17 protein-coding genes are annotated in these 19,652 nt (G+C 71.0%); 8 read left to right on the top strand and 9 right to left on the bottom strand.

Going from position 1 to position 19,652, the window contains the following annotated elements:
• Positions 1-138 precede the first annotated feature (138 nt).
• The 6 genes from ACN20J_RS05055 (at position 139) to ACN20J_RS05030 (ending at position 8,308) form a co-directional block, all read left to right on the top strand.
• Positions 139-1,722, top strand: coding sequence for an ABC transporter substrate-binding protein (locus tag ACN20J_RS05055; RefSeq protein ID WP_190228374.1), 1,584 nt, complete (start codon positions 139-141; stop codon positions 1,720-1,722).
• A 5-nt stretch (positions 1,723-1,727) separates the two neighbouring features.
• Positions 1,728-2,684, top strand: a complete 957-nt coding sequence (locus ACN20J_RS05050) for an ABC transporter permease (RefSeq protein WP_190228373.1) — start codon at positions 1,728-1,730, stop codon at positions 2,682-2,684.
• Positions 2,681-3,580: an ABC transporter permease gene (locus ACN20J_RS05045; RefSeq protein ID WP_190228372.1), complete on the top strand. Its 900-nt coding sequence runs from the start codon at positions 2,681-2,683 to the stop codon at positions 3,578-3,580. The genes ACN20J_RS05050 and ACN20J_RS05045 overlap by 4 nt, the downstream gene beginning before the upstream one ends.
• Positions 3,580-5,307, top strand: coding sequence for a dipeptide ABC transporter ATP-binding protein (locus ACN20J_RS05040; RefSeq protein WP_190228371.1), 1,728 nt, complete (start codon positions 3,580-3,582; stop codon positions 5,305-5,307). Before ACN20J_RS05045 ends, ACN20J_RS05040 begins: the two co-directional genes overlap by 1 nt.
• 272 nt (positions 5,308-5,579) lie before the next feature.
• Positions 5,580-7,661: a CocE/NonD family hydrolase gene (locus tag ACN20J_RS05035; RefSeq protein ID WP_190228370.1), complete on the top strand. Its 2,082-nt coding sequence runs from the start codon at positions 5,580-5,582 to the stop codon at positions 7,659-7,661.
• Complete coding sequence (locus ACN20J_RS05030; RefSeq protein WP_189839082.1) at positions 7,628-8,308, top strand: TetR/AcrR family transcriptional regulator; 681 nt, start codon at positions 7,628-7,630, stop codon at positions 8,306-8,308. The genes ACN20J_RS05035 and ACN20J_RS05030 overlap by 34 nt, the downstream gene beginning before the upstream one ends.
• A 54-nt stretch (positions 8,309-8,362) precedes the next feature.
• On the opposite strand, the gene ACN20J_RS05025 is transcribed toward ACN20J_RS05030, so the two are convergent.
• Positions 8,363-9,172 carry an IclR family transcriptional regulator gene (locus ACN20J_RS05025; protein WP_190228369.1) on the bottom strand — a complete coding sequence of 270 codons (810 nt, stop codon included), beginning with the start codon at positions 9,170-9,172 and terminating at the stop codon, positions 8,363-8,365.
• 79 nt (positions 9,173-9,251) lie between these two features.
• Entirely contained in the window at positions 9,252-10,313 is a 1,062-nt protein-coding gene (locus ACN20J_RS05020) for an Lrp/AsnC family transcriptional regulator (protein ID WP_364183113.1), read from the bottom strand.
• Between the two features lie 195 nt (positions 10,314-10,508).
• Between ACN20J_RS05020 and ACN20J_RS05015 the strand changes: the two genes are divergently transcribed.
• Together ACN20J_RS05015 and ACN20J_RS05010 are read left to right on the top strand one after the other, a co-directional pair.
• Complete coding sequence (locus tag ACN20J_RS05015) at positions 10,509-11,819, top strand: metal-dependent hydrolase family protein (RefSeq protein ID WP_361913575.1); 1,311 nt, start codon at positions 10,509-10,511, stop codon at positions 11,817-11,819.
• Positions 11,819-13,390, top strand: coding sequence for an AbgT family transporter (locus tag ACN20J_RS05010; protein WP_189839086.1), 1,572 nt, complete (start codon positions 11,819-11,821; stop codon positions 13,388-13,390). The genes ACN20J_RS05015 and ACN20J_RS05010 overlap by 1 nt, the downstream gene beginning before the upstream one ends.
• 113 nt (positions 13,391-13,503) lie before the next feature.
• On the opposite strand, the gene ACN20J_RS05005 is transcribed toward ACN20J_RS05010, so the two are convergent.
• The 7 genes from ACN20J_RS05005 to ACN20J_RS04975 are packed head-to-tail and all read right to left on the bottom strand — an operon-like array spanning position 13,504 to position 19,565.
• Complete coding sequence (locus ACN20J_RS05005; protein ID WP_419665332.1) at positions 13,504-14,301, bottom strand: alpha/beta fold hydrolase; 798 nt, start codon at positions 14,299-14,301, stop codon at positions 13,504-13,506.
• Positions 14,298-15,470, bottom strand: a complete 1,173-nt coding sequence (locus ACN20J_RS05000) for an LLM class flavin-dependent oxidoreductase (RefSeq protein WP_419665331.1) — start codon at positions 15,468-15,470, stop codon at positions 14,298-14,300. Before ACN20J_RS05000 ends, ACN20J_RS05005 begins: the two co-directional genes overlap by 4 nt.
• Positions 15,467-16,480 (bottom strand): 4-hydroxy-2-oxovalerate aldolase, encoded by a 1,014-nt coding sequence (gene dmpG, locus ACN20J_RS04995; protein ID WP_189839089.1) that lies wholly within the window; start codon positions 16,478-16,480, stop codon positions 15,467-15,469. Before dmpG ends, ACN20J_RS05000 begins: the two co-directional genes overlap by 4 nt.
• Positions 16,477-17,418, bottom strand: coding sequence for an acetaldehyde dehydrogenase (acetylating) (locus ACN20J_RS04990; protein WP_419665330.1), 942 nt, complete (start codon positions 17,416-17,418; stop codon positions 16,477-16,479). Before ACN20J_RS04990 ends, dmpG begins: the two co-directional genes overlap by 4 nt.
• Complete coding sequence (gene mhpD, locus ACN20J_RS04985) at positions 17,415-18,209, bottom strand: 2-keto-4-pentenoate hydratase (protein WP_419665329.1); 795 nt, start codon at positions 18,207-18,209, stop codon at positions 17,415-17,417. Before mhpD ends, ACN20J_RS04990 begins: the two co-directional genes overlap by 4 nt.
• Positions 18,206-18,541 (bottom strand): indolepyruvate ferredoxin oxidoreductase subunit alpha, encoded by a 336-nt coding sequence (locus tag ACN20J_RS04980; protein ID WP_189839092.1) that lies wholly within the window; start codon positions 18,539-18,541, stop codon positions 18,206-18,208. The genes mhpD and ACN20J_RS04980 overlap by 4 nt, the downstream gene beginning before the upstream one ends.
• 1 nt (position 18,542) lies before the next feature.
• Positions 18,543-19,565 carry an NAD(P)/FAD-dependent oxidoreductase gene (locus tag ACN20J_RS04975; RefSeq protein ID WP_214665950.1) on the bottom strand — a complete coding sequence of 341 codons (1,023 nt, stop codon included), beginning with the start codon at positions 19,563-19,565 and terminating at the stop codon, positions 18,543-18,545.
• Between the last annotated feature and the right edge of the window lie 87 nt (positions 19,566-19,652).

The raw sequence follows: 19,652 nt of genomic DNA, 5'->3' as shown, positions 1-19,652 counted from the left end.
CCCCGGGCCGCGTAACGGCTCGGTTTCCCCGGTTAATTTCCGGGTTCCGAGGGTTGGCGCGGAGGCATTGGCTGGTTATCGTTCACGCACTTCACTCAATCGTTCCGCTGAACGAATAGCGAGAAGGACGGTCGGTCCATGCCCGACATCCACCACCCAGGACGGCGCTCCGTCCTCGCCGCGGCCACGGCGGGCGCCGCGTCGCTCGGTGCGTCCTGGCTGCTCACCGGCTGTACGGGGGCCTCGGCCGCCCCCGTGCTGCCCACGGACGCGAAAGGGGGCAGCCCCGACCGCGGCGGCACCCTCCGGATCGCCCGGCCGCCCGCCTCCGACGCCGAGACCCTCGACCCGGCGAGCGCCCTGTCCGCGTACGAGTACCTGGGCGCCCTCTACAACCGCCTCGTCCGCGTCGGGGCCAACGGCGACCTGGTCCCCGACCTCGCCGAGTCCTGGGAACCGGACGCCAAGGCCCGCACCTGGACCTTCCGCATCCGCGCGGGCGTCACCTTCCACGACGGACGCAAACTCACCTCCGCCGACGCCGCGTACACACTGCGCCACATCCTCGCCAAGGAGACCGCGTCCCCGCAGGCGGCAGTCCTCGCCCCGCTCATCGACCCCGGGAAGCTGCGCACGCCCGACGCCCGCACACTCGTGGTGCCGCTCAAGACCCCCAACGCGGAGTTCCCGAGCCTCCTCACGCACTACAACTGCTATGTCATCCCCGACGGCAGCGCGCGTGGCATCGGCCGCACGGGCGTCGGCACCGGCCCCTTCAAACTGGAGTCGTTCACGCCTGCCGGCCCCGGACGCATCACCGCGTACGAGGACCACTGGGCGGGCCGCCCGGTCCTGGACGCCATCGACTTCTACTCCGTCGCCGACATGTCGGCCCGCTCGAACGCCCTGCTCGCCGGGCAGGTCGACCTCCTCTCGCAGACCAACCTGGACTTCGCGACCGCCCGTGTCGTCGCCGCCTCCGACCGCGCCACGATCGCCCGCGTCGAGAACGCCCAGTGGTACGTGCTGCCGATGCTGACGACGGAGAAGCCCTTCACCGACGTACGCGTCCGGCAGGCGATGAAGCTCGCCTACGACCCGGAGCACGTCGTGAAGGTCGCGCTGCAGGGCGCGGGCACGGCCGGCTGGGACAACCCCGTGCCGCCGAGCGACCCCGCCCACATCACCGCGCACCCGAAGCACGACCCGGAACAGGCCCGGCACCTGCTGAAGAAGGCGGGGCACGAGGGCCTGACCGTCGACCTCTACACGTCCTCGTACGACCCGGTCTTCACGCCCATGGCCCTCGCCTACCAGGACTCGGCCAGGCGGGCCGGGATCCGGATCCGGGTGAAGACGGCCTCGGCGGACTCGTACTACACGCAGATCTGGATGAAGAAGCCGCTCATGGCCACCTACTGGTACACCGGCAGACCCGTCGACCAGCTCTTCACCCAGGTCTTCCGCAGCGGCTCCTCCTACAACGAGACCGCCTGGTCGGACAAGAAGTTCGACGCGCTGCTCGACCGGGCCCGGCAGGAGACCGACGACGAGCGGCGGCGTGAACTGTACGGCGAGGCGCAGACCTTCGTCATCGAGAAGGGCGGGGCGATGACCCCGATGTTCGCCGACCGGCTCGTCGGCATCTCCCGCAAGGTACGCGGATACGCCGAGCACGGCTTCGAGTTCGACTACCTCGGCATCGGCCTGAAGGGGGCCTGACCACCATGTTCTCCTTCATCGCCCGCAGAGCGGGCGCCGCCGTCGGCACGCTGTTTCTCTCCTCGATCCTCGTCTTCCTCGCCGTACAGGCCCTGCCCGGCGACGTCGCCACCCAGGTTCTCGGCAAGGACGCGACCCCGGACGCCGTCTCCGCCCTCCGCGAGAAACTGAAACTCGATCAGCCCGCCTGGGAGCGGTACATCGACTGGATCGGCGGCGCCCTGCACGGCGACTTCGGCCTCTCCCTCGTGTCCGGCAAGGCGGTCGGCGGCGAAGTCGGCATGTATCTCGGCAACTCCGCGCTCATCGCCCTGGTGACCGTCCTCTTCGCCGTCACCGGCTCGATCGTCCTCGGCATCCTCGCGGGCCTGTACCGCGACCGCTGGCCGGACCACCTCATCTCCACCGTCAGCCTGGTCGGGATGAGCGTCCCCGAGTTCGTCGTCGCCACCGTCCTGGTGCTCTGCTTCTCCGTCGCCCTGCCCTGGTTCCCGGCGGTCGTCCTGTACGGCCCCGAGGCGAGCGCCGGCCAACTCATGCCCGCCGTATGGCTTCCCGCCCTCGCGCTCGCCGTCGTCATGGCCGCGTACATCGTCCGGATGGCCCGCACGTCCGTCATCGACGTCATGGCCAGCGAGTTCGTCACCACGGCCCGCCTCAAGGGCCTGTCGACCTGGCGGGTCGTCACCCGGCACGCGCTGCCCAGCGCCCTGCTCCCGACGTTGCACGTCATCGCGCTGAACGTCGCCTGGCTGGCCGGCGGGGTCGCGGTCGTCGAGAACGTCTTCAACTACCCCGGCATCGGCAAGCTGATGCTCGCCTCCGTGCAGAACCGGGACCTGCCCGTCATCCAGGCCATCGCACTGATCAGCGCGGTCGTGTACGTCGTCTGCAACCTCGCCGCCGACCTCGGCGCCATGGCCCTCAACCCCAAGCTCCGTACGCGCGGGAGGACCCGATGACCACCCTCGACACCCCGGCGGCGGCACCCGCCGTCCCCGTCGCACCCTCTTCCGCCGCGGCCCGCGCCTGGCGCACGGTGCGTTCCTCGCGAGCGGCCACCATCGGCCTCGCGATCGTCGCCGTGCACGTTCTGATCGCGCTCCTCGCACCGGTCCTCACCTCCTACGACCCCATCGCCAACAACGCCGACCAGGCGCTGCTCGGACCGAGCGGGGAACACTGGGCGGGCACCGACCAGTACGGCCGTGACGTCCTGGCACGCGTCCTGTACGGCGGCCGCTACGCCCTCGGCGTCTCCGTCGCCGCCACCCTCGTGACGCTGCTGATCGGCACGGTCGTGGGATGCGCCGCGGCCCTGCGCGGCGGCTGGTTCGACGACGTACTGGGCCGGGTCCTCGACGCGGTGCTGTCCGTCCCGTCGGTCCTGGCGCTGCTGGTCATCGTCACCGCTCTCGGCACCGGCCCCTCGGTCATCGTCCTCGCGATCGCTGTCGTGTACGTCCCCCAGGTCGTACGCGTCGTGCGGGGCGCCGCGCTGGCGGTCGTACCCGCCGACTACGTGACCGCGGCGCGGGCCAGGGGCGAGTCCACCTGGGCGATCCTGCGGCGCGAGATCCTGCCGAACATCACCGACGTGGTGTGTGTCGAGTTCGCCATGCGGGCCTCCTGGGTCGTGCTGCTGATCTCCTCGCTGTCCTTCCTCGGCTTCGGCGCCGATCCGCCCACTCCGGACTGGGGCCTGATGGTCGCCGAGAACCGCACGGCCATCACCGTCGTCCCGATGGCGAGCCTCGCACCGATCATCGCCCTGGCCACACTCGTGGTGGGGCTCAACCTCGCGGCCGACGGCCTGTCCAAGGCGTGGGGCGTCGACCGGATCAGGGAGGGGTCCTGATGACCGCGATCGTCTCGGTCACCGAGTTGTCGGTGGCCTATCGCTCGGGTGGCTCCGGCGGACGCGATGTGCTCGTCGTGCGTGAAGTGTCCCTGGACGTGCTGCCCGGACAGACGCACGCGCTGGTCGGTGAGTCGGGCAGCGGCAAGTCGACCGTCGCGGCGACGCTCCTTGGACACCTGCGGCACGGTTCGCGTGTGACGGGCGGTTCGGTGAGGGTCGGCGGAGCCGACGTATTCGCCCTGCCCGCACGGGAGTTGAGGCGTCTGCGGGGCGGGACCGTCGCCATGGTCGCGCAGAACGCGGGCCACGCGCTCACCCCCTCCATGCGGATCGGACGGCAGATCGCCGAGGCGGGCGGAGACGTCCCCGTCGTGGACCTCCTCGATCAGGTCCGGCTGCCCCGCCCCGCCGAACTCGCCCGCCGCTACCCGCACGAACTCTCCGGCGGCCAGCAGCAGCGCGTCGCCATCGCCATGGCCATCGCCGCCCGCCCGAAGGTCCTCGTCCTCGACGAGCCGACGACTGGGCTCGACGTCATCACCCAGCGTGGGGTCCTCGACCTGATCGGGGCGCTTCGAGACGAACTCGGCCTCGCTGCCGTGTTGGTGAGCCATGACCTCGGCGTCGTCGCGCACATGGCCGACGAGGTGACTGTGTTGCGGTCCGGCCGGGTCGTGGAGGCGGCACCGACTGGTCGGTTGTTCGCGGCACCCCAGGACCCGTACACCAGACGCCTGTTGGCGAGTGTGCCGCGGCTCGACGACGAGGGGCTCGCGCTCGTGGGGGTGGCGGGGGAGCGGGAGGTGCGGCCGAGGGCCGTCGTGTCCGGCGATGCGCCTGTCGCCGTCTCCGCTCGGGACGTCACGATCGACTACGGGGCCGCACGTGCCGTGGACGGTGTCTCCTTCGACGTCCGGCGCGGTGAAGTTCTGGCTCTGGTGGGGGAGTCGGGCAGCGGGAAGTCCACGCTCGCCTGGGCTCTCGCGGGGTTGCGGACTCCGTCGGGCGGCACGATGACTCATGAGTCGGGTGCACATGGAGCAGGCGACCTCGCCCGGCCCGCCGGGAAGCGGCCGCTGTCGCTGCGGCGGCGGGTTCAGCTTGTGTTCCAGAACGCCGATACGTCGCTCAATCCGCGTCGTTCGGTGGGGGACGCCGTGCGGCGGCCGTTGCGGTTCTTCGGCACGGTGGGTTCGCGGGCGGAGGCCGTCGATCGGGCTCGGCAGCTCATCTCCGACGTGCGTCTCGAGCCTGCTCTCTCCGAGCGGTTGCCCGCGCAGCTCTCCGGTGGGCAGCGGCAGCGGATCGGGATCGCTCGGGCGCTTGCGGGTGAGCCGGATGTGTTGATCGCGGACGAGATCACGACCGCGTTGGACGTGTCCGTTCAGGCCGATGTGTTGCGGCTGCTCGATGATCTGCGGCGGGAGCGGGAGTTGGCCTGTCTGTTCATCAGCCATGACCTCGCGGTCGTGCGGGGGCTTGCCGATCGGGTTGTTGTGTTGCGGCATGGGGTTGTGGTGGAGGAGGGACCTACCGATGCGGTGTTCTCTGCGCCTGGGCATCCGTATACGCGGCAGTTGATGGCTGCGGTGCTTGAGCCTTTGCCGGGGGCGGGGTCTGGTGTCGACGGGGTCGAGGACTGGGCTGATGCCGCGGGGCCGGACGATCTGTGGGTCGACCGGGGGGATGGGCATCGGGTTCGGCGGTGGGAGGGGGTGGGGTAGGGGATTTCGCCCCCGCCGCCCCTACCCGTTCCCGTCCCTTCTGGGGGCTGCGCCCCCAGACCCCCGCTATCGGCCTGAACGGCCTCGTCCTCAAACGCCGGACGGGCTGAGTGTGTCGGCCCGGGCTGCGAAATCTTTAGCCCCTCCGGCGTTTGAGGAGCGGGGGTTCGGGGGCTGGCCCCCGAAAGGGACGGGACGGGTAGGGGCGGCGGGGGCGAAAACACACCCAGCCACCCCACCGCTCGCCGCAACCCGCACCCACAAGGAGCCCCGTGAAATATCGCGAGCACTTCGACCGGCAGGTCACCCGTGAGGACGTCTGGATCCCCACCCGGGACGGGCGAACGCACCTGCACGCCCGCATCTGGCGCCCCACCGACGCCGAGACGAACCCCGTGCCCGCCCTCCTCGAATACCTCCCGTACCGCAAGACCGACTGGACGGCCCCCCGAGACGCCCAACGCCACCCTTGGTACGCCGGCCACGGCTACGCCTCCGTACGCGTGGACATCCGAGGCCACGGCGACAGCGAGGGAACCCCCGGCGACGAGTACGACGCACAGGAACTCGCGGACGGCGTGGACGTCGTCAACTGGCTGGCCGAGCAGCCCTGGTGCACGGGCAAGGTCGGCATGTTCGGCATCTCGTGGGGCGGTTTCAACTCGCTCCAGATCGCCGCCCTCGCCCCCGAACCGCTGAAGGCGATCGTCACGGTCTGCTCGACGGACGACCGCTACGACAACGACGTGCACTACACGGGCGGCGCAGTCCTCGGCATCGACATGCTCGCCTGGGCAGGCACGATGCTGGCGTTCGCGGCCCGCCCGCCGGACCCGACGAGCGTCGGCGAGGACCGCTGGCTGCCGATGTGGCGCGAGCGCCTCGAAGCGCTCGACCCGTTCCTGCACACCTGGCTGGCGCACCAGCAGCGCGACGACTACTGGCGGCACGGCAGCGTCTGCGAGGACTACACGGCGATCGACGCGGCGGTCCTGGCCGTCGGCGGCTGGAACGACCCCTACCGCGACACCGTGCTGCGGCTGGTGGAGCACCTGCCGGACGACCGCGTACGGGGGATCGTCGGGCCCTGGTCGCATCAGTATCCGGACCGCGGCCTGCCGCCCGGCCCGGCCATCGGGTTCCTCCAGGAGACTCTCCGCTGGTGGGACCAGCACCTGAAGGGCGAGGACACCGGCATCATGCGCGAGCCGAAGCTCCGCGCCTGGCTGAACGACCCGGTCCCGCCCGCCACTTCGTACGATGTGATGCCCGGACGCTGGGTGGGCGACGACAACTGGCCCTCGCCATCCGTCAGTTGGGACGAGAGGCCTCTCGGGGGCACGGGCATGGGCGCCGCCGCCCCCGTACTCGTACGGTCTCCGCAGCACACCGGTCTCGACGCCGGGCGCTTCTTCCCCTTCGGCAACGCGAGCGATCTGCCGCCCGACCAGCGGGAGGAGGACGGCCGTTCGGTCTGTTTCGACTCGGCGCCGTTGGACGCGAGGGTGGAGATCCTGGGGCGTCCGCGCGTCCGGCTCCGGCTCGACAGCGCGACTCCGCGCGCCCACGTCGTCGCCCGCGTCTGCGATGTCGCGCCCGACGGTTCGTCCACCCTCGTCACTCGTGGCGTTCTCAACCTGCTGAGCAGGCACGGGCGCGACCGGGCCGTGGAGTGGACCCCGGGCACGTACGAGACCGTGGAGTTCGAGCTCAACGGCATCGGGTACGCCTTCCCGCCCGGCCACCGCATCAGGGTCGCCGTCTCGGACACGTACTGGCCCTGGGTGTGGCCGCACGGCGAGCGCGGTCAGTTGACAGTCCTGCCCGCCGAGAGCGCGCTGCTCCTGCCCGTACGAGACCCCGCGTCGGACGAGCACGAGCACGAGGACGAGCACGAGGACGAGCACGAGCACGAGTACGAGCACGAGGGCCGGGGGCCCATCTGGTTCGAAGAGCCCGAGCAGGCTCCGCCGCTGCCCGTCACCTACGAGCGGCCCGCCGAGGCGACACCGGAGCGGCTGGTCACGTACGACGTCGCGAAGGGGGAGTGGACGCTGGAGGTCGACCCCAACTACGGCGGATCGCGGGTCTACCCGGACGGGCTGCGCTACGAGGAGAGCGCCCGCGAGACGTACCGGATACGGGCCGACGATCCGCTGTCGGCGGTGGCCGTGTCCGAGTGGACGATCCGGCTGCGGCGCGGCGACGACTGGGACGCTGAGATCATGACGCGTACGGAGCTGCGGGCCACGGCCACGGAGTTCATCATGGACAGTCGCATGGAAACACGGGCGGACGGAGAGACAGTGGTCAAGCGCGCATGGCACCGCACCACCCCGAGGACGTCGGCGTGAAGGCCGCGAAGACGCCCCGCCGTGCCGTCGCCGCCGCCGACCGCACCCGCCAGCCCACCGAGGTCCGCCGTCGGCTCATCGTCGAGGCGGCCGTCCCGCTCATCGCCGAGCGCGGGTACGCGTCCGTGGGGGTGCGGGACGTCGCCGCCGCGGCCGGGGTGTCGGTGGGGACGGTCACGTACCACTTCGGCAGCGTCCAGGAGATCCTCTCCGAGGCGATGGTGCTGCACATCGAGCGCTACTACGCGGCGCTGAACGAGGCCGCCGAGCAGGCGGCCGGCAGCGGTGAGGCGCTGCGGCTGCTGATCGACGCGCTGTTCACCGAGGACACCGACCGGCACTGGCGCATGTGGTTCGACTACTGGAGCGCGGGCGACCGCGACCAGGACCCCGAGCAGGCCTTCGCGAGCGGCCAGGCCAAGCGGTACGAGGACTGGCACAGCCAGATCCGCGCCCTGGTCGAACGGGGCGTCGCCGACGGGGAGTTCACCTGCGAGGACCCGGCCGGCTTCACCGTCCGCTTCGCCGCCCTCTCCGACGGACTGGCCCTCCAGCGACTGCGCCAGTCGCCCGAACTGAGCACGCAGGACGCACGCCGACACCTGTACCGGCTGGTCGAGTCCGAGCTGCGGACGGACGGTCAGTAGGCGCGCTTCGGACGTTTCTGACGGTCGGCCCGGTCCGTCGCGTTACCTACGTCGTCAGAGCGGGGCGCGGTACGCCTCGAAGACAGTCAGTCGGGATGTGATCGTGTGTGATGCCGTGGTCAGGGCCACCAGCATCCGGGCGATGTTGCTTCCCGCGGTCGGAGCGATCACCGACAGGGCACCCACGAACGGATGGTCGGTGCCCCGCACGGGTACCGCGACGGCGAGATAGCCCTGGCGGTGTTCCTCGATCTCCGTCGCGTAGCCCTGCTCCCTGATGCGGGCCAGCTCGTCGGGGAGTTGGGCGGCGGTGAGGGTACGGGGTGTGCGGCGGAGCATCAGCGGCACGAGCGCGGGCAGCGGGTACTGGTCCGGGAGCATGGCGAGGGTCAGCTTTCCGGCGGCGGTGCTGTGCAGGTGCATGTGCCGCCCGGTCAGGCTGGACCTGGCCCGGTTGCGGTGCCCGCCGACGTTCTCGATGCACAGCAGTTCCGACGCGTTCGGCACGGACAGCGTGATGGCGTTGTCGAGGCTCTGCGCGAGGTTCTCGACGACGGGCCGTGCCGCCTCGCGCAGGGTGCGCTGACGGGGTGCGCGCAGGCCGATCTCGTACAGCTGCAGCCCGAGCCGGTAGTGGGAGCCCTCGCGTTCCAGGAGTTCGCCGGCGACCAGTTCCTGGCAGAGGCGGTGGACGGTGGCCTTCGCGACCCCGGTGCGGGCGGTGAGCTCGGTGAGGCTGAGCGAGAAGTCGTCCTCACGGAAGGCACCCAGGATGAGCCCGACCTTGCCGAGGACCGTTTTGGGAGGCTCTCCGTCCCCTCCGGCCACATCCTCGCGTTCACGGTGGGAGCTTGCGGTTGTCACGATTTTTCCTCCTCACCTCGGTGGCGCGTTCCCCGGAGGGGGTGTCCACCAGAACGAGGAAATGAAATATAGGCGCTTCTCAATTTCGTGGCGATGTACTCGCTGTGACGTTCTCGACGGCGGGGTGAGGTGCCTGGGGGTGGCGGAGCGGGACGACGCCCACGCAGCGGCCGTCCCGGTCCAGGAGCCGCCCCATGTGCTTGACCGTGCGCAGCACCACCGAGCGGTCGCTGATGGTGAGGCGGGGCAGCCGCCGCGAGAGGTGCGCCTCGAATGCGTGCACGTCGTGGAGATCGCGCAGCCAGACGTCGATCACCAGGTTGTGCGGGCCGGTCGTGATGGCGCACGAGCGGACCTCGCGCACCCCGGACAGCACCTGGCTGGTCTCCTCCACGTACTGGCCGGGGACCGAGGCGAAGTACACGGCGGACAGCGGCCATCCCGACAGGGGCCGGGCCAGATCGCAGCGCAGGCTCAGCCGGGCGGCGAGCAGCGACTGCAGCCTGCGGCGCACGGTGGTCAGGCTCGTGTCCGTCGCCGTCGACAGGTCGCGCAGCGACATCCGCCCGTCCGTGCCCAGCAGCTCCAGCAGACGTGTGTCCAGGTCGTCCCACCGGCTCTCGGCCGCGTTGGCGGGCAGAACGGCCGGCGGGGCCGCAGCCTCGACCCGCGCGCTCTGCGCCTCGTCCAGGCTGCGCAGCCGCCAGCGGCTCCCCTCGGTGGGGACCCCCGTCGACACATGCGTACGCGTCGCCCGTACCCCCGGTGTCCGCTGGAACAGCTGCGTGGACAGGCGCCCCAGCTCGTCCAGACTGCGGGCCTGCACGGCGGTCACCAGATCCCGGCCGCCCGCCGTGAGCTTGATGTTCGCCACCGACGGGTCCTGGGCGAAGGCCATCGCCACGTCCTCGGCGACGCCCGGCTCGGTGTCGATCTCCACCACGCCGGTCACCACGATCCGCGAGTTGGACAGCCGGGGATAGGCGGTCACCCAGGCCAGGCCCGCCTCCTCCAGCCGGTGCCAGCGCCGCGCGGCCGTGACCGGGTTGACCCCCAGCACCTCGCCGACGAGCGTCCACGGGGCCCGCGGGTGGATCTGCAGGACGTGCACGACGCCCCGGTCGAGTTCGTCGAGCTCCATGGTGGCCCCTGCCGCCGTCCCCGCCGCGCCCCCGGCCGAGGCATCCGGCGCGGCAGAATCCTGCACGCCCTTGGGCGGCGCTTCTCTGCGCACGCCGACGGAATCCGGCGAGAAATCTGCATCGTCACACCAGGTTTTTCTTTGCATTCCACACTCCCTTCGCCTGCATCCACTACGGAGGAGTGACCCCGCTCTATGACCCCCGCCACGCCCCCGGAGACCACGCGGACCGCCCTGCGGATCCACAACGTCCGGCTCATCGACGGAACCGGCTCGGCCCCCGTGGACGACGCCGTCGTCACCATCGATGCCCAGGGCACGATCACCTACGCCGGAGCGGCCGCGACCGAGCCCCCGGCCGTCACCGACTCCTCGGTCCGTGTCGTCGACGCCGGTGGACGCACCGTACTGCCCGGCTTCTTCGACTGCCACGTCCACCTCGCCTACGCGCAGGGCTCGCCGCCCAGCCGCCGCGCGGAACTCGACCCGGTCCTGGTCACCCTGGACACGGCCGCGCGGCTGCGTCAGACCCTCGACGCCGGAATCACCACCGCCCGCGATCTGGGCGGTCTGTCGGCGGGTTACCGCACGGCCGTCGAGACCGGACGGACGGTGGGCCCGCGCCTGCACACGGCCGTCCGCATCATCAGTCACACCGGCGGCCACGCCGACGTGCGCATGCCCGACGGCACCGATCTGAGCGCCGGGATGTCCGAGATCGCCGACAGCACCGACGCGGCCAGGCTCGCGGTGCGCCGGGTCCTGCGCGACGGCGCCGACCTGGTGAAGGTCTGCGCCACGGGCGGCATGGGCAGCCCCTACGACGACCCCGACGACGAAGGCCTGCTCGAGGAGGAGATCCGGGCGGTCGTGGACGAGGCCGGGCGGCACGGCGGCAAGCCGGTCGCGGCCCACGCCCAGGGCAACGCGGGCATCCTCACCGCGATCCGCGGCGGAGTCACCAGCATCGAGCACGGCTACGGCTTGGACGACCGGGCGCTGGACATGGCCGGCGAACGCGGCGTCTTCGTCGTACCGACGCTGTCCACCGTGTACGCCGGCATCAACAAGGAGACGATGCCGGACTACCACTACCAGAAGAAGGTCCGCTGGTCCGGCACCACGAAGGAGAACATCGCACGGGCCATCGAGTACGGTGCCCGCATCGCGCTGGGCACCGACGCGGCGGTCGGCCCGCACGGCGTGAACCTGATGGAACTCAGCTATCTGGTGGACCTCGGCATGGACCCCATGGCCGCCATCGTCGCCGGCACCCGCACCTCCGCCGAGCTCCTCGGCATCGCCGACCGGCTCGGCACCCTCACCGCCGGCCACACCGCGGACCTGGTCCTCTGTGACGGCGATCCGCTCCAGGACATCGGCGTCCTCGGCGACCCGGCCAACATCGTGTGCGTCGTCCAGGACGGCATCGTCCGCAAGGACCTCCTGAACCTCCCGGCCGCGGCCCCGGCCACCGACACCCACCCCACCGGAAGGCGGCCCTGATGTCCTCACAGACCGACCTCCCCGCGCCACCCACCAAATCCCCTGAGACCGGGAGAGCCACCCCTCTCGACCGGGTGCTCTCGCTCATCGAGCGGGCCGGCAACGCCCTGCCCAACCCGGTCGTGCTGTTCTCCGTGCTGTTCCTGCTCCTCGCCGGCGCCTCCACCGCGCTCGACCTGGGCGGCGTGTCCGTCAAGGTCCCCGGCAGCGACGAGACCAAGCACATCACCGGCCTCCTCACCGGCGACGGCGTGAAATGGCTGGTCGAGAACCTCGTCGTCAACTTCGCCACCTTCCCGCCGATCGGCGCCGTACTGGTGCTGATCATGGTGGTGGGGCTCTGCGAGAAGACCGGCCTGCTGGAAACGCTGATGCGGGCGACCCTGGCCAGGGTGCCCCGCGCGGTGCTGCCGTACGCGGTGGCGCTCATCGCGAGCCAGGCGCACATGATGAGCGACGTCGCCTGCATCGTGCTGCCCCCGCTGGCCGCCCTGGTCTTCAAGAGCGCCGGACGTCACCCCGTCGCGGGCCTCATCGGCGGCTTCGCCTGTGTGACCGCCGGCTACGCGGCCGGGTTCACCGTCGGCTCCCTCGACGCCCTGTACGTCGGCATCACCCAGCAGGCCGCCGCGGTGCTCCCGGCCGGCGACGGCCTCGACATCCATCTGCTCATCAACTACTTCTTCACGGCCGCGAGCAGCCTCGTACTGGCCGCGGTGGGCGGATTCCTCATCAGCCGCGTCCTGGAACCCCGGCTCGGCGCCTACGAGCCCGCAGGCGAGGAGTCCGAGGACCGCGACCTCGCCCTCACACCGGTCCAGCGGCGGGCGCTGCTGCGCACCGCGCTGGTCGTCCTCGTCTACCTGGCCGGCGTGCTCGCCCTGTGGCTGCCGGAAGGCGCGCCGCTGCGCGGCGAGGGCGGGGCCTTCGTGCCCTCGCCGCTGCTCTCCGGCATCGTCCCCGTCCTGTTCGGCGCCTTCCTGCTGGCCGGACTGACGTACGGCTTCAGCGTGAAGCAGCTGACCAAGGCCGAGGACGTGACCACCGCCGTCACCGAGTCGGTGAAGACCATGTCCGGCTACCTCGTGATGATGTTCGTCGCCGCTCAGGTCATCGCCCTGTTCACCTGGTCGAACGTCGGTGTGCTGCTGGCGGTGAAGGGCGCCGCGCTCTTCGACTCGATGGGCGTGACCGGCTTCTGGGCGATCCTGGTGTTCGTTCTGCTGGTCTCCTGCCTCAACCTGTTCATCCTCTCCGGCTCGGCCCTGTGGTCGCTGGTCGGCCCGGTCTTCGTCCCCGCGTTCATGCTGATGGGGATGAGCCCGGCGCTCACCCAGGCCGCCTTCCGGATCGGTGACTCGGCGACCGGCGTGATCACCCCGATGAACCCCTATGTGTTCCTGATCCTGGCGATGCTCCGCCAGTACGAGCCCGACGCCAAGCTCGGCACGCTCATCTCGCGGCTCGCCATCTTCGTGGTGCCGTTCATGCTGGTGTGGCTGGCGATCCTGGGTGTCTTCTACGGCTTCGACCTGCCGCTCGGACCCGGTGCCGACATCGGTCTGAAGTGACCCCCGCACACAACAGGCCGACTCCACCGGTGAGATCCGGTGGAGTCGGCCATGTGCGGTCGGCCCGCGCGGCGGCGCAGAGGTTTCCCGTACGCCGGCCGCGCCGCCTCGCCTCAGGTGCGAGCCGTCCAGTCCAGCACGACCTTCGCGAACTCCTCGGGCAACTGCTCGGGTACGGGGACATGGCCTCCGGAGAGGACCCGGGTCTCGCATCCGAGGGCAGCGGCGAACTTCTCAAGACCGGGCAGGGAGTAGTGGTCCCCCGGGGCGCAGACGGCGAGCGTGCGGGCCGTGATGTCCGGCAGCCGCTGGTCCATGCCGTACCGCCGGACCGCCTCGTGACCCTCCTCCACCCGGTCGAGCACGGTCAGCGCGTCGACCATGAACCGGTTGAGGGCGGCCTCCTGGCCTTCCTCGTAGAAGCCGCGGCGCCGGTTCCACAGTTCCAGCAGGTGTGAGCCGTCCGGCTTGGGGACGACGTGGTCGACGGGCTTGCGCTCGGCGGCCGTACGACGCTTCTCGTCGTCGATGAAGGGCGTGGCCGAGAGCAGCACACTGGCGACACGGTCCTGGTAGCGGGCGGCGAGCTCCACCGCGACGACTCCGCCCGTGTGGTGCCCGACCAGATGGAAGCGCTCCAGTCCCAGCGCTTCGACGAGCGCACCGGCGGCGTCGGCGAAGAGCTCGATGGAGTGCGGCCCCGCGGGCTTCGCGGAGGCACCGAAGCCCAGGGTGTCCATGGCGATGGCCCGGTGCGCCGTGCCGACCAGGGGCAGCACGTCGAGGTACTCGGTCCAGGAGCGCGGGGTCTGGTGGAGCAGCAGGACGGGCTCGCCGGTACCGCACTCCACATAGTGCAACTGCCCGAAGGGACTGGGCACATAGCCTCGTCGCAGGGAGTTGTCCGTCATCTGGGGTCCGCCTTTCCGTGACTGGAGGGGGAGAGGGCCGGCAGTACAGCCTCGCCGATGGCCTCGATGAGCTGGGTGGGCGGGTCGTACGAGCCGACGTGCTGGAGCAGGACGCCGGTGACCCCTTCGGTGTGCAGGGCCTGGAGGCGTTCCGCGATCCGGGCCGGGGTGCCGAAGAGGCAGAACTCCTCGGCGAAGCGGAGCGCGTTCTCGTCGCTGATCCAGGCCGAGCAGATCTCGACTGCCTTGGGCCAGTCCTCGGCGTGCACCAGGTCCGGGTAGATCCCCTCGACGTGTGCCGGTACGTCGACGTCGATCCCCGCCAGGGCGAGGAAGGACGCGCCGCCGTTCTGGGCGATCGACGCGCAGATCGGCTTCAGCAGCCGTGCCTCGGCCGCCACGTCGTCGGTCACCGCGCAGAACGCGGACACGGTCAGTGGTATCGCGTCGGCCGCGCGGCCTGCCGTCTCGGCGCCTTCCCGGACCCGGGCGGTGGCAGTCGCGAGCGTGGCCGGCGAGATGCCGCTGAGGAGGATGACACCGTCGGCGATCTCACCGGCGAGCCGCAGGTTCCTGGGCCCGCTCGCGGCGAGGTGGAGCGGTACACCTGCCCCGGGGTCGCGCAGCCGCGAGCGGACCTTGCCCTCGAACTCCCACTCCTCGCCGTTCAGCAGGGCGCGCAGCAGGCCGAGGCCTTCACGCATCTCCGCCGAGGTCGTCTGCCGAAGACCGACGGGACCGACCGAGCTGTTGCCGACGCCGAGGCCGAGCTTGAACCTGCTGGGCGCGAGTTCGGCCACGCTGCGGGCGGCCGACGCGACGACGGCCGGGTGCCTCGTCGCGAGATTGGTGACCGCGGTGCCGAGGCCGATGCGCTCGGTGCCCAGGGCTGCGGCGGTCAGTGTGGTGAACACGTCGCGCCACAGCAGTTGGGAGTCGGGGAACCAGGCGTCGTCGAAGCCGAGGGATTCCGCGTGGCGGACTGTTTCGACGACGCGGTCGGCGCGGTCGCACGGGGGGATGCGGATGCCTATGCGCAGCGGGGGCCGGTTGGCGTTCGCTGCGTTCTGCGGCTGCGCCGAGGGCTCCGCTGCGAGGGCTGTTTCATGGCTGCGGGTCGGAGGAGGCTGGGTGCGCGGTTCCCCGCGCCCCTTGTAGGCCGCTGTCATTTCTGGCTCCTTGCCGCCAGGTCCAGGGCCACGTCCGTGATCATGTCCTCCTGGCCGCCCACCATCCGGCGGCGGCCGACCTCCACGAGGATGGCCCGGGTGTCCAGGCCGTGGCGGGTGGCCGCGGTCTCGGCGTGGCGCAGGAAGCTGGAGTAGACGCCCGCGTAGCCGAGGCTGAGGGTCTCGCGGTCGACGCGTACCGGCCTGTCCTGGAGCGGGCGGACGAGATCGTCGGCCGCGTCCATGAGCGGGAAGAGGTCGCAGCCGTGCTCCCAGCCCATGAGGTCGGCCACCGCGACGAACGCTTCGAGGGGGCAGTTGCCGGCTCCGGCGCCCTGGCCGGCGAGCGAGGCGTCGACGCGGGTGACGCCGTTCTCCACGGCCACCACGCTGTTGGCGACGCCGAGGCCGAGGTTGTGATGGGCGTGGATGCCCAGCTCGGTGTCGGGCGAGAGGACGTCGCGGTAGGCGCGGAAGCGGTCGCGGACGCCGTCCATGGTGAGACGGCCGCCGGAGTCGGTGACGTACACGCAGTGCGCGCCGTACGACTCCATCAGCTTGGCCTGGCGGGCCAGTTCGGCCGGTTCGGCCATGTGGGACATCATCAGGAACCCGGCGACGTCCATGCCCAGTTCACGCGCGGCGGCGATGTGCTGGGCGGAGATGTCGGCCTCGGTGCAGTGGGTGGCGACCCGTACCGAGCGGATGCCCAGGGAGTGGGCCTGTTTGAGGTCGTGGACGGTTCCGATGCCGGGCAGCAGGAGGGTGGTCGGGGTTGCCCGGTGCACGGCGCCGACGACCGCCTCGATCCACTCCCAGTCGGTGTGCGCGCCCACTCCGTAGGTGATGCTGGAGCCCGCGAGTCCGTCGCCGTGGGAGACCTCGATCGCCGTGACTCCGGCCGTGTCGAGGGCGGCGGCGATGGTGCGGGCCTGGTCGACGGTGTAGCGGTGGCGGATGGCGTGCATGCCGTCCCGCAGGGTCACGTCCTGCACGTACAGGGCGGTCACTTGGTTGCCTCCGCACTCTGGTGGGCGGCCAGGCGTTCCGCGGTGCGCAGCGCGGCCGAGGTCATGATGTCGAGGTTGCCGGCGTAGGCGGGCAGGTAGTGGGCGGCGCCCTCGACCTCCAGGAACACCGACACCTTGAGCGGTGTGGCGCCGACGGGCACGAGCGTGCGCAGCGGGTCGTCGGTGCCGACCTGCTCGAACTGCACCTTCTGCTTGAGGCGGTAGCCCGGCACGTATGCCTGTACGCGGCCGACCATCTCCTCGACCGACGCGGTCACCGCCTGCTCGTCGCATGCGGAGACCAGGCAGTGCACGGTGTCGCGCATGATCAGGGGCGGTTCGGCCGGGTTGAGCACGATGATCGCCTTGCCGCGCGCCGCGCCGCCGACCTTCTCGATCGCGGAGGCGGTGGTCTCGGTGAACTCGTCGATGTTGGCCCGGGTGCCGGGACCCGCGGAACGGGAGGCGATGGAGGCGACGATCTCCCCGTAGTGGACGGGGGTCACGGCCGAGACGGCGGCGACGATCGGGATCGTGGCCTGTCCGCCGCAGGTGACCATGTTGACGTTCGTGCTGTCGAGATGGGCGTCGGCGTTGACCGGCGGCACCACGTACGGGCCGAGCGCGGCCGGCGTGAGGTCGACGACCGTGCGGCCGAGACCCCGCAGCACCTGGTCGTGGCGGCGGTGGGCGCCGGCCGAGGTGGCGTCGAAGACGATCCGGACGTCGGCGAACTCGTCGAGGGCGATCAGGCCGTCGACGCCCTCGTGCGTGGTGGCGACCTTCAGCCGGCGGGCGCGGGCCAGGCCGTCCGACTCCGGGTCGATGCCCGCCATCGCGACGATCTCCAGCTCCTCGGACAACCGCAGCACCTTGATCATGAGATCGGTGCCGATGTTCCCGGAGCCGATGACGGCCACCTTCGTACGGGTGCTCATGACCTGTCTCCCTCCGTCGCGAACTCCACTGCCACCCGGCCGAGTTGGCTGATGCGTGCCTCGAAGCGGTCTCCCGGGGCGGCGACCGCCATCGGGCCCAGGGCTCCGGTCAGCACGACGTCCCCGGCCCGCAGCGGATCGCCCATGGCGGCCAGGGTGGAGGCGAGCCAGGCCGCCGCGTTGAGCGGGCTGCCCAGACAGTCGGCGCCGGTGCCTTCGGAGACCACCTCGCCGCCCCGGGTCATCGTCATCCGCACGCCCCGCAGATCAAGTCCCGTGAGCGGTACGGGAGTTCCCCCGAGGACGAACAGTCCGCTGGAGGCGTTGTCCGCGACCGTGTCCACGAGGCTGATGTCCCAGCCGGCGATCCGGCTGTCCACGATCTCCAGCGCGGGCAGCGCGAAGTCCGTCGCCCGCAGCACGTCGACCACCGTGCAGTCCCGGTGCGGGAGATCGGCCTTGAGGACGAGGGCCACCTCCGCCTCGACCTTCGGCTGGATCAGCCGCCCGGCCGGGACCGAGCCATGCTCCGCCACGGCCATGTCGGCGAACAGCGTCCCGAAGTCCGGCTGATCCACGCCGAGTTGGGCCTGTACGGCGGGCGAGGTCAGACCGATCTTGCGGCCGACGATCCGTCGTCCGGCCGCCACACCGCGCTCGACGTTCACGCGCTGCACGGCATAGGCGGACTCCACGCCGGTGACGTACGTGCGTATCGGAGAGCAGGCCGTGTTCGTGTACGCGGCCTCCCGCAGCTCGTCGGCCGCCTTGGCCACCTCCGCGGCGGTCATCGTGCCCCGCCCGTAGTGGAGGTGACGAGCAGGGTGTCGACGCCCACGGGACCGAGGCCGGTCGCCCCACCGGGCGTACCCAGCGGAGCCGCACGCCCCGGCAGCGGCTCCTCGAAGAAGCGGCGGTTGTCCGCGCGGGACTCGGGGTCGGCGAGGCGGTCGACGGCGATGGCCTGCTCCGGGCAGGCCGTCTCGCAGGCGCCGCAGTCGATGCACTCCACCGGGTTGATGTAGAGCTTGCGCTCGCCCTCGTAGATGCAGTCGACGGGGCACTCCTCCATGCAGGACCGGTCCATGATGTCGACACAGGCCGACCCGATGACGTACGCCATGTCAGTTCTCCTTGTCCGTGGAGTGCCCGGGGAACAGGGCCGCCTCCGGATCGATGACGGTGGCCGCGTTGTTGACCGCGGTGGCGACCTCGCCGAAGCCCACGGCGATCAGGCGGACCTTGCCCGGGTAGTCGGTGATGTCGCCCGCGGCGAACACGCGGGGCAGATTGGTGGCCATCCGGGTGTCCACGGCGATCCGCCGCGCCCGGAGCTCCAGCCCCCAGTCCTTGAGCGGGCCGAGGTCGGCGATGAAGCCGAGAGCGGCGACGACGGTGTGCGCCGGCAGGAGCCGGGTGGCCTTCGTGGTGCGGTGGCGGACCTCGATCCGCTCGACCCGGGACGCCCCGTGCAGGGCGCTCACCTCGGAGTCGGTGATGATCTCGATGCCCAGGGCCCGTACCTTGTCCACCGTCGCCCGATGGGCCCGGAAGCGCTCCGTGCGGTGGACGAGCCGGACCGAGCGGGCGATCGGGGCCAGTGTCGCCGCCCAGTCGAAGGCGCTGTCGCCGCCGCCGACGACCACGACGTCCTGGTCGGTGTGCTCGACCGGGTCCGGCACGAAGTAGACCTGGCCGCGCCCGAGATAGCCCTCGCCGGCGGGGAGCTGCCTGGGGGTGAAGGTCCCGACTCCGCCGGTGATCACAACTGCCCCGGCGCGCACGGCAGTTCCCTTGTCGCTGTGCACCACCGGCCGGCCGTCGGCCGCGTGGGTGATGTGGAGTGCCCGGTGTCCCAGGAGGTAGCGGGGACCGTACGGCTCTGCCTGGGCGACCAGGCTCTCGACCAGGTCGCGACCGCGCACCGCCGGGAAGCCGGCGATGTCGAAGATGGGTTTCTCGGGGTACATCGCGCTGATCTGGCCGCCGCGCTGGGGCAGGACGTCCATGACCGCGACACTCAGGCCGCGGAAGCCCGCGCAGTAGGCGCCGTACAGGCCCGACGGGCCGGCGCCGATGATCAGGATGTCGGTCTCGATCACCGACGACTCGTCCGGGGCGACCGGCTCATCAGTAGGAACGCTCATGGTCCAGGAGCGTATGGACGGGCCGACCACCGCCCAATGGAACCGGTCCGCCTGACGGGACGCACCGCTTAAGGGGAGCGGCCCGGT

The organism is Streptomyces sp. 2-1, assembly GCF_048564895.1.
Classification (GTDB): domain Bacteria; phylum Actinomycetota; class Actinomycetes; order Streptomycetales; family Streptomycetaceae; genus Streptomyces; species Streptomyces phaeochromogenes.
The sequence above is the reverse complement of the archived record's forward strand: the minus strand, read 5'-3'. Positions and strand labels throughout refer to the sequence as shown.